General features: G+C 40.8%; 9 protein-coding genes. 2 read left to right on the top strand and 7 right to left on the bottom strand.

Features of this window, described 5'->3' with window-relative positions:
- Positions 1–120 precede the first annotated feature (120 nt).
- The gene (gene queE / locus CWC04_RS17710; RefSeq protein ID WP_004589468.1) at positions 121–786 is read right to left on the bottom strand and encodes a 7-carboxy-7-deazaguanine synthase QueE; all 666 of its coding nucleotides are present in this window, start codon (positions 784–786) and stop codon (positions 121–123) included.
- A 145-nt stretch (positions 787–931) separates the two neighbouring features.
- On the opposite strand from queE, the gene queC reads away from it, so the two are divergent.
- Positions 932–1,588, top strand: coding sequence for a 7-cyano-7-deazaguanine synthase QueC (gene queC, locus CWC04_RS17715; protein ID WP_004589469.1), 657 nt, complete (start codon positions 932–934; stop codon positions 1,586–1,588).
- Between the two features lie 114 nt (positions 1,589–1,702).
- Here the strand turns inward: queC and CWC04_RS17720 are convergent, their stop codons facing one another.
- Complete coding sequence (locus CWC04_RS17720) at positions 1,703–2,152, bottom strand: methyltransferase family protein (RefSeq protein ID WP_004589470.1); 450 nt, start codon at positions 2,150–2,152, stop codon at positions 1,703–1,705.
- Between the two features lie 343 nt (positions 2,153–2,495).
- On the opposite strand from CWC04_RS17720, the gene CWC04_RS17725 reads away from it, so the two are divergent.
- Positions 2,496–2,738 (top strand): hypothetical protein, encoded by a 243-nt coding sequence (locus CWC04_RS17725; RefSeq protein ID WP_024034198.1) that lies wholly within the window; start codon positions 2,496–2,498, stop codon positions 2,736–2,738.
- Here CWC04_RS17725 and CWC04_RS17730 read toward each other — a convergent pair.
- The 5 genes from CWC04_RS17730 to CWC04_RS17750 all read right to left on the bottom strand — a co-directional run bounded on the left by CWC04_RS17730 (position 2,735) and on the right by CWC04_RS17750 (position 9,017).
- The gene (locus CWC04_RS17730) at positions 2,735–3,772 is read right to left on the bottom strand and encodes a hypothetical protein (protein ID WP_138686042.1); all 1,038 of its coding nucleotides are present in this window, start codon (positions 3,770–3,772) and stop codon (positions 2,735–2,737) included. The two genes, CWC04_RS17725 and CWC04_RS17730, sit on opposite strands and share 4 nt — an antisense overlap.
- 101 nt (positions 3,773–3,873) lie before the next feature.
- Complete coding sequence (locus CWC04_RS17735; RefSeq protein WP_138686043.1) at positions 3,874–4,545, bottom strand: tRNA (adenine(22)-N(1))-methyltransferase; 672 nt, start codon at positions 4,543–4,545, stop codon at positions 3,874–3,876.
- Positions 4,546–4,693: 148 nt separating this feature from the next.
- Positions 4,694–5,647, bottom strand: a complete 954-nt coding sequence (locus tag CWC04_RS17740; protein WP_054983409.1) for a class I SAM-dependent methyltransferase — start codon at positions 5,645–5,647, stop codon at positions 4,694–4,696.
- Positions 5,648–7,642, bottom strand: coding sequence for an excinuclease ABC subunit UvrB (gene uvrB, locus CWC04_RS17745; RefSeq protein WP_126007578.1), 1,995 nt, complete (start codon positions 7,640–7,642; stop codon positions 5,648–5,650).
- A gap of 4 nt (positions 7,643–7,646) precedes the next feature.
- Positions 7,647–9,017, bottom strand: coding sequence for an MATE family efflux transporter (locus CWC04_RS17750; protein WP_126007580.1), 1,371 nt, complete (start codon positions 9,015–9,017; stop codon positions 7,647–7,649).
- Positions 9,018–10,151 lie beyond the last annotated feature (1,134 nt).

Below are 10,151 nucleotides of genomic sequence, written 5' to 3' on the forward strand. Positions count from 1 at the left end.
TGAAGTTGTGGTGTTGGGTTGGGTTTCGTTTCACTCAACCCAACCTTGTATCTACGTAATATAACTTAACGCCGAGCAGCTTATCGCTTACAGCTAAGCACTTACAGCTGCTCTTTCGCTTTAGCTAATCCCTAAATACTTATGTACTTGCACCGATAAGCGCCAGTTTTTGGCAATACAAGTGTCGATGGCTAATTTAGTGGCTGACACTTTTTGGCTGATTGGTTGTAAGTAAACAAGCTTCGGGTTAACACCTGTTTTGGCAAATAGCGCTTCAAGCTCTTCTACGTGCTTTTGCATCGCTACTGGGTGCTTTATCTCGTTGGCGCGCTTCATGGCGCTGGTAAGTACTTCGTAGCCGCCGCGCATGTTAATTTTAGGCGATACGGTAACCCAGGTTTGCTCAGGGGCAAGTATTTCAAAGGTGCCGCTGGTTTCTATTTGTGTTGTAAAGCCGTTATCGTGCAATAGCTTACACACTGGGTTTAAATCGTACATACACGGCTCGCCGCCGGTAATTACAACATGCTTTGCTGTATAGCCACGCGATTTAAACAGCTCAAGTACTTGCTCGGCGCTGGCATCGGCCCAATGATCTGAATCAGCTTTTTTTTCTACCGTTTCATCAAGCGATACTTTGTACACGTTATCGACTTCCCAAGTTTGTTTAGTATCACACCATGCGCAGCCCACTGGGCAGCCTTGCAAACGCAAAAATATTGAGGGTGTGCCGGTAAAACTTGCTTCACCTTGGATGGTTTCAAACACTTCATTAATTTTGTACAAAAGAGATCTCACTTACTGCCTAGCTGCAAAATTGCTACTATAAAAGACGAAAAAGCGCTGCCCAAAAATTGTTATTTAAGCTGCGGCCGTGTAGTATATCGCGCCCTGATATAAACCTCTATTAAAACTAAAGAGCAATCCAGATATGACGCAAAAAGTAGTTGTTATTTATTCCGGCGGTATGGATTCGTTTACCGTATTAAATAAAGCCTTACAACAAGGCCATGATGTTTATGCCCTTTCATTTGACTATGGTCAGCGTCATGTTAAAGAGCTTGAAGTGGCTGCAAACGTGTGTGAAAAACTTAATGTTCCACATAAAATTGTAGATATATCAGCTATTAACCAGCTTATTGGCGGCTCATCACTGACTGATGATATTGATGTACCAGAAGGTCATTACGAAGAAGAAAGCATGAAAAGCACCATAGTGCCTAATCGTAATATGATTTTGCTTTCGCTGGCGGTTGGTTACGCCGTGTCTTTAAAAGCGAGCAAAGTATATTATGGCGCGCATTCGGGGGATCATGCTATTTACCCTGATTGCCGTCCTGAGTTTGTGCAAAAAATGGATGATGTATGTCGTATTGCTAACTACGACGCTGTAGAAATTTTTAGCCCGTACTTAAATAACACCAAAATTGATATTTTAACCGATGGCATAAAAATGGGCTTAGACTACAGCCAAACATGGACCTGTTATAACGGACGCGAAAAAGCCTGTGGTAAATGTGGTGCTTGCCAAGAACGTTTAGAGGCATTTTCGCTTAATAACGTCACTGATCCAATCGAGTACGAATAACACTATTTAGCTGACGCGCTAGTTATGGGGTTTCATTGAAAACACAGCTAATTTATTAGCGCTGAACGCAAAAAGGCTATCATCTCGATAGCCTTTTTTGTATTTGCTTGTAAATTACAACCAGCGTTTTACTTTGTTTTTATACTCTGTGAATTCTTGGCCAAATAATTTGCTAAGCGCCCGCTCCTCAGGAATTATTTGAAAAAACGTTAAATAAGCAATAAACCCAGCAACACATAAAAGTGCCCACAGCGAACTAAGCCAAATACCCCAGCCAGCTAAAATAAACGCAAAGCCTACATACATAGGATTACGTGAAATTTTATATACGCCACTGGTTACCAACTTTGATGCTTGCTCGGGCTTATTTGGATTAACTGTGGTGCGTGCAAGTTTAAAGCTTACCACTGCGGCTATACAAAATGCGCACCCTATAATGACTAAGCTCGCTGCTAAGTAGGCAATAAACGCAGTAAAATCAATCACACTGTAATGGGCTATTAACGCCATAATGCCTGCAAAAACGAGCACGACAATAACCGGAGGTATTTTATTATTTAACATAGCAACTCACTGTATTGATTATAAAATAAGGACCTATAAGTCTGTAAACACTATACCCGTTTGCATTAATACACAATTAAATACAAGGTTAACGCTGGCATAGAGCGCGTTAAAACTGCTGAGTAAAGCAACACAATAAAATGTTGGCTTTAAAGTCACACGGTTTAATCTCAAATAGACTTATTAATTACGCCATTAGTTATTAAACAATAACGCAGGTGTATCAATGATGAACACAACTCCACGCTGCAATCGACAAATAAAGTTACAATTGTCAGGTTTAACCGCTGCTAAATATGGTTATACTTTATGCAACAGTTAAAACTATAAAAAGGAAGTGGTTATGTCAGGCACTACAATGATAGTACTTATTGTGCTTATATCGGTTGGCTCTGGGGTTATTTACGATATGTACAAAAAACACCTTGAATTTAAACACAAAATGCAAGATAGCAACCAAGATGCAAATAAACAACTGGCCGAGGTAAGTGCCCAAGTGGTTGCTTTAAAAGAGCGCGTGCAAACGCTTGAGGCCATAGTGACAGACTCAAGCTACACCACAAAAGAAGAAATTAACCGCCTTTAAAAACGATATAAATGTGCATTTTCTGGCTGCTCTATACCGTGGGCAGCTAAAAACCCATCTATAGCTTGGCCGCAACCTTGTGGCGCACGCGAACTATCAATTTCAAAGTTAAGCTTATTTGCATGTTGCTTGCCAAGTGAGCACAGCCCCAACACTTTTGGCGAGCGCATTGCCACACTAAGTGCACCTATTTTTTCTACGCAATTGTGTTTACTAAATCGGGCAAACCCCTGGTATTTAAATTGCTCACTTACATACTCATTACTAATATCAACCAGGGCATTAATAAAGCCATGTAAAAGGCTATTTGCGCTGCTATCACTGGTTAAAAATGAAAAGGTTTTATTATTAAATTCTGTAAGCTGACAAGTATTGCAGTGTAATTTTAAGGTGTATAACCACTGCTGCGAGCTTATTTGCTGCATAGCACTTAGCGATACCTTAGCACCTGCAAATACCACCCGTTTTAATAACTGCTCAATAGTGCAATGTTGCTCATTGCCCTGCGGTGCGTGTGCAATAACAAGCTCTGCATTTTGTGCCATAACCGGTAAATCATGATGATTATTAAATGGCGTGCTGGTGGTATTATTGCTGTGAGTAAGTTGAAACAGCTCTCTTACCTCGTGCTCTCGCGCTATTTTAAGCGCTAAAAACGCTGTTTGAATAAGCTCGGAGGTTGGTAAGTTTTCCTCTACTATCCAGCGTCTGCCAAACAGTAATTTTTTTGCTGTGCCCTCACCCGCGTAACTACTGGTTTTGTAATTATCGGGGCTCAGTACGGCAACTTGTAAATAAAGTTGCTGATCTTTTTGTGCAGCAAGCACTCTAAAATGCGCTGAAAAATTAATATTTTCTAGTACTTGATTAACGCTTTGTAAGGTGTGTTTATAGCGTAAAAAGTGCTGTGGAACTATCCAGCTGTTATTAGCAAGTTGCACTAATGGAGCATACGAAATTGGCTGCTCGTAACTGTTTTGCCATTTTTGCTCTGCACTGAGCAGCGGCTCAATGCGACTTTTTTTATCTGACATACATAAACCAAATAAACTCGCGCAAGGCGATATAATCTATGTTGATGTTACGTTTTTGCGCCTTGCATTAGATCACACTATTAGCGCTAAATAAGCCATTTTTAAGCGTCGCTGAGTTTTTTATAATCTGTTATAACTTTTTGATAATAAAGCTCATCTTTATTAAGCATTTTATTATAATGAGTGAGTAACTGTTTAAGGTATTGCTTGTGCGATGCATTATTTAAATCCCACATGCTGTTACCGGTAGATGTGAGCAACGCCGTGCTACGTTGACTTACCTCTATAAGCTCATAATAGCGGTTGTTCTCAGTGATTAATTGCTCGCTTTCAAGGCCAAAGCCTAATTTGGCTAAACCACTGCGCAAATGATAAGTATGGTGTATGGGGCAAACTATAAAGCGGGTGCTTGCTACAGATGCAGCGCAATTGTTTTTAATAATGCCAGTAACAAGTTTTAGTAACAGCTCACCGCCTACACCTGCAATAACCACAGTATTTAACGCATTTGGAACGAGCTTTATTTCTCTTACATCTTGGCAATGTACTTTATATTGCGCATCCCTTGGCAGTGTTTGGCTAATATTTGTAAGGTGCTCGCTCAGCTCGGCCATTATTTTATCTACCACATCTACAAAATTAACCTGTTTTGCAGCGCGGCGCTTTAATAGTGCAATGCCTAAGTAACCATGATCGCAGCAGCAATCCCAAATAACATCAACGGGGTCAGTAATTAACGCATTAATTGCGTTTAAACGCTTACTCAGTTTCATTTAATACCAATTAGCTTAATTAAGTGATCTATTTTGAGGCTGGAAAAACGTGTTGATAGCTAGGCAAAAAATTCGCTATTTAGTTGTTCTAAATGAGAGTTTTTTAACATAGATAGCGACACGTTTAGCCCCTTAAAATGATTAAGTATTATTGCGAATTGGTATAAGTTGCGGTATGCGCCGTTTTATACACTAACGCTTTTAAGCTTTTATTGCTGTCTACTTCTACAAAACGGGCCGTTGGTGCAAGGCGCTCAACAAATTCTATTGCTCCTTGGGTGTGCTCGTTTATTAAAGCTTTAAACGCATCTTCGCTAAGCTCTGGGCTATTAGCGCATAATAAAAGCTGTGTGGTATCGCACAGTAGTTCGGGTAATCTACGCAGCACCTTTTGATAATCTTTAGTTAGAATAAAGCTGCCCTTTTGAAAGCTTGGCGGGTCTACAATAATTAAATCAAACGGCGCTGCTTTTTTTAATTTACCAAACGACTTTAAAATATCGTGCGGTAAAAAACTCACTCCGCGCTCAAAACCATTAAGTTGGTGGTTTTGCTTACCTACTTTAAGTACGCCTTTGCTCATATCCATGTTCATAACGTGATCAGCCCCGCCTTGCATTGCCGCAAGCGAAAAACCACACGTATATGAAAACAAATTAAGTACTTTTGCATGTTTACTATTGGCAGAGACAAACTCACGCCCACTTCGCATATCGGGGAATATTCCGGTGTTTTGGCGGCTTGTTAAATCCACTAAAAAACCAATGCCGTTTTCTTTTACCACATGTGGCGAGGGAAGATTACCATGCACTAAACGATTACTGCTTTGTACACCCGCGCGCTGTTGATACACCAATGCAGATATTAATTCAGGGTGATGCTGCTGCGCCCACGCCCAAAGGGTGCTGGTCAGTGTATTTAACGTAGCGTCGTCAATTTCATCGTACGAAATTAAAAACAAGCTTGGCGGATAAAAGTCTAAATTAATATGGCTTAGCGATGCCACGCTATGGCCGCGGCCATGAAATACGCGGCATAGTTCGTTTTGTAGTAATGGCGCATCTTCAAGCGCGCTTATTAGGGGCGAAAAATCGGGTGTCATTTAGTTAATCAACTGTTGTTGTAGTTCGTGTATTTCGTCGCGTACAGACGCGGCTTTTTCAAATTCAAGGTCGCTGGCATAAGCATGCATTTTGCTTTCAAGCTGTTTAATTTGTGTGGCAATTTCTTTCGCACTGAGTATTTTTTTAGACTCTTTACGCACCAGCTTAAGGTTATCTTTTGGTGCGGCTTCTTCGCCCACATCCATAATATCGGTGATCTTTTTAACCAAGGCCTGCGGCTCAATGCCGTGCTCTATATTAAAGGCGTGTTGTATTTCACGGCGGCGCTGTGTTTCGCTAATCGCTTTGTCCATCGATTTAGTGACTTTATCGGCGTATAAAATGGCGCGCCCGTCGAGGTGACGTGCAGCACGGCCAATGGTTTGAATAAGCGAACGCGCTGAGCGTAAAAAGCCTTCTTTATCGGCATCTAAAATGGCAACTAGCGCCACTTCTGGCATATCTAAGCCTTCTCGTAATAAGTTAATACCCACTAACACATCAAACACACCGGCGCGTAAATCACGAATTATTTCAACGCGTTCTACTGTGTCTATGTCTGAGTGCAGGTAACGCACTTTTACATTGTGCTCGCTTAAGTAATCGGTTAAATCTTCCGACATGCGCTTGGTAAGGGTGGTTACCAATACTCGCTCACCTTTTTCTACACATTTATAAATTTCTGAGAGTAAATCATCTACCTGAGTGCCTACAGGGCGTATTTCTATTTCTGGGTCTAACAGGCCAGTTGGGCGTATAACTTGCTCTGCTACTTCGCCTGCGCTGCGCTCTAATTCAAAATCACCCGGCGTTGCCGATACATAAATCGTTTGCGGTGCTATGGCTTCAAATTCTTCAAAGCGCAATGGGCGGTTATCCATCGCCGATGGCATTCTAAAGCCATATTCAACTAGGTTTTCTTTACGGCTTCTATCGCCTTTATACATGGCACCTATTTGAGATACGGTTACGTGCGATTCATCGATGATCATTAATGCATCATCAGGAAGATAATCGAGTAATGTTGGTGGTGGATCGCCCGGTGTACGCCCCGACAAATAACGGCTGTAGTTTTCTATGCCCGAGCAATAACCAAGCTCGGTCATCATTTCTATGTCGTATTGTGTACGCTGCGCTATGCGCTGCTCTTCTACTAATTTATTGGCACTTAATAATTGTGCTCTGCGTTCTTTAAGCTCAGCTTTTATTTTTTCTATGGCATCAAGAATTTTTTCGCGTGGCGTTACATAGTGCGTTTTAGGGTAAATAGTGGCACGTACTATGTGTTTTTCTACCGCACCAGTAAGGGGATCAAAAATACTAAGGCGCTCTATTTCGTCATCAAACATTTCTACACGTACTGCATAGGTGTCTGACTCGGCAGGAAATATATCAACAACTTCGCCACGTACACGGTAAGTACCACGGCTAAAGTCAATGTCGTTACGAGTATATTGCAGCTCAGCTAAACGGCGCAGCATATCGCGTTGGTCGACCTGTTCGCCTACTTTTAAAAGCAGCATCATTTTCATGTATGAGTCGGGGTCGCCCAAACCATAAATAGCCGACACAGAGGCCACTATTATGGTATCGCGGCGTTCAAGCAATGCCTTAGTAGCACTTAAACGCATTTGCTCTATGTGCTCATTAATAGAGGCGTCTTTTTCTATAAACGTATCGCTGGCAACCACGTAGGCTTCTGGCTGGTAGTAATCGTAGTAAGATACAAAATACTCAACTGCATTATTAGGAAAAAACTCTTTCATTTCTCCATATAACTGCGCGGCTAGTGTTTTATTATGCGCCATTATTATTGTTGGGCGATTTAAATCGCTAATAATATTGGCCATGGTAAATGTTTTACCTGTACCTGTAGCACCGAGTAAGGTTTGATGCGCAAGCCCGGCTTCTAAGCCTTCTTCAAGCTGTTTAATCGCTGTGGGTTGATCGCCCGCGGGTTTAAATTGTGACTTTAGCTCAAAGTGATCACTCATTCATTTACTCCGTTACCGTGTTACTACATATTGCATCTAGCTCTTTTACAAACCATTTGTACGCGACTAACCCTGTGAATACATTACCGATTGCAGCGCCAATAAATAAACCAATCAAGCCACCTAGCATACTGCCTACATAAGCAAAAGGCAGATAAAAAACAAACAAACGAATAATACTTAAAAACAATGCATTCATAGGTTTGTGTAAAGCATTAAACGATGAATTTGATAAAATGATCACCCCTTGAAAACCATAACTTAGCGGTATGGTGTATATAAAGAGCTTAATAACATCGATTACAGCTTGTTCTTTACCAAATAATTGGCTTATTACCCCTGACAGCGCAATGAGTAAAATATAAATAGCAAATTGCCATAACATCACAAATTTAAGCGTACCAATGTACGCCTCTTTTACGCGGCCTAATTTACCCGCCCCAAAGTTTTGGCTAACAAAAGGAGGCAATGTCATCGACAAAGCCAGCACTAAAATACTGGCAATTGATTCAATACGGCTGCCCACACCAAAAGCGGCAACCGCTTCGGGTCCATGATTGGCAACGAGTGCGGTCATCACTGCCATTGCTACTGGGGTAAGCATGTTAGCCCCCGCTGCGGGTAAACCTATTTTAAGTACTTTTTTAATTGCACTGGCCGCAGTTTGATTACCGGCTTTTAAGCTTAATAGCCGCTTTTTAACGCCCAGCACATATAAAATAATAATAACCGCTACGCCCCAGGCAATAACACTGGCAATAGCGGCACCTTGAATGCCTAATGCCGGTACTGGGCCCCAGCCAAATATCAAAATAGGATCGAGTATGGCATTAATAAGCCCTGCCCCACCCATTACTATGCTGGGTGTTTTAGTATCGCCACTGGCTCGCAATACCGAATTACCTATCATGGGGGTAATTAAAAATACGCTGCCAATAAACCAAATATTCATATACTCATGAATAAGTGGCAGCACTAATTGTCCGGCCCCTAATAAAGTGAATATTGGGTCGATTAGTAAATATCCAACAAACGAAAGTAAAATAACTAATAGTAGCGCCACAATAAGCGACACACTGGCATCAAAACGCGCCTCTTCTATTTTATTACTGCCTAAGGCTTTCGCTATCACCGCTGATGTGCCAATACCTAAACCTATGGCTAGGCTTATTACCGTAAAGGTTACCGGAAACGTAAAGCTTACCGCCGCAAGGGGCTCTGTGCCCAACATACTGATAAAAAATGTATCGACTATATTGAACATCATTAGCGTGACCATGCCAAATATCATCGGGATGGTCATTTTTTTCAATGTAGGCAAGATGGGATCGTTAAGTAAATCTGGGCGTGATTGAGAATGTGAAGTTTCGCGCATGGAATAAATAAGCCTCTTTTACTGAGCGAGCCATTTTAAAGCATCATAGCAATTCAAGCCACGGATTTATCAATGGATTTCATACTAATAATAAAGCAACAATTAAAAAAATAGCTAAAGTTGAATTTTTAAGCATTTGTGCACAAATACGCCCTTAGAGCGCCAAAAAACAATAAGTGAACATTTTTATTACTTTTTTAACATTTAACCCTGCAAATTCGCTGAATTTTTACACAGCGCGGTATTAATCTTTATCGTAACGAATTAATTTACTCATCGTTGCCTGGTAATTCAGCATGCATTTATAACCCTATGTTTTTTATAGTAATAAAAAAATCGTTTTAAAAGCTTGAAATCGTTGTAGCGCCCTAAAACTCTGGTCGGGACAGTGTTCTTAAAGTTTCATAAACAGAGTTATCCACAGAAACCGTGGATAACTCAGCTGAGCCCGCATTTATAAAGGCTTGCGCGCTGGCTAAAATTCAGCTCAGGTCCAACCTTTGCTCAAAGTTAAAGTTAAAAACTTATCAATGCTTGCAAACAAAAAATTAAGCTAAGCCAAATCTTTGTGCCTAATACAGCTATAAGTGACTTAATTAGTTTACGCAAATATTTAGCAACTTATTGATTGTTTTGTTTTTGTACAGCTTTTTAAAATAAAGTTTCCAGCCACGGCTTTATTAGTTTAACCCCTCTTAAATACCGTAATACGAAAAAACTACCCTGCTGGATTTTTTAAAAAGATCTGCTAGCTAAATTTATACTCGGTTTTATGACAACCAGGTTAAATACAAATTTACTGATTTGCCGCGATAAATTTTGTCTCAGCGGCATTTTTTACACATAAATTAAACAATGGCTATTTTATGGGCGCTGTTTTTTTCACATTGGTGTGAGTCTAAATAGAGATTTACCGCCGTGTTTTGCATAAATAGAGTTATAAAATGCGCAGATCGAACATAAAAACAACGAATAAACTTCTTTTTTAAATTTATGACTTTTATATGTTGACACTTTGCGGCTCCATCATTAATATTTCGCCCCGTTGAAAGGCATGACGCTTCCCCCTTAGCTCAGTTGGTTAGAGCGACGGACTGTTAATCCGCAGGTCCCCCGTTCGAGTCGGGGAGGTGG

The organism is Pseudoalteromonas sp. S2893 (assembly GCF_005887105.1).
In the GTDB taxonomy this organism is placed as follows: Bacteria; Pseudomonadota; Gammaproteobacteria; order Enterobacterales; family Alteromonadaceae; genus Pseudoalteromonas; species Pseudoalteromonas atlantica.

Coding starts and splice junctions, on each gene's coding strand:
- CWC04_RS17750 (WP_126007580.1), bottom strand. CDS start 9,017: ATGCGCGAAACTTCACATTCTCAATCACGCCCAGATTTACTTAACGAT.
- CWC04_RS17735 (WP_138686043.1), bottom strand. CDS start 4,545: ATGAAACTGAGTAAGCGTTTAAACGCAATTAATGCGTTAATTACTGAC.
- uvrB (WP_126007578.1), bottom strand. CDS start 7,642: ATGAGTGATCACTTTGAGCTAAAGTCACAATTTAAACCCGCGGGCGAT.
- CWC04_RS17720 (WP_004589470.1), bottom strand. CDS start 2,152: ATGTTAAATAATAAAATACCTCCGGTTATTGTCGTGCTCGTTTTTGCA.
- CWC04_RS17725 (WP_024034198.1), top strand. CDS start 2,496: ATGTCAGGCACTACAATGATAGTACTTATTGTGCTTATATCGGTTGGC.
- queC (WP_004589469.1), top strand. CDS start 932: ATGACGCAAAAAGTAGTTGTTATTTATTCCGGCGGTATGGATTCGTTT.
- CWC04_RS17730 (WP_138686042.1), bottom strand. CDS start 3,772: ATGTCAGATAAAAAAAGTCGCATTGAGCCGCTGCTCAGTGCAGAGCAA.
- CWC04_RS17740 (WP_054983409.1), bottom strand. CDS start 5,647: ATGACACCCGATTTTTCGCCCCTAATAAGCGCGCTTGAAGATGCGCCA.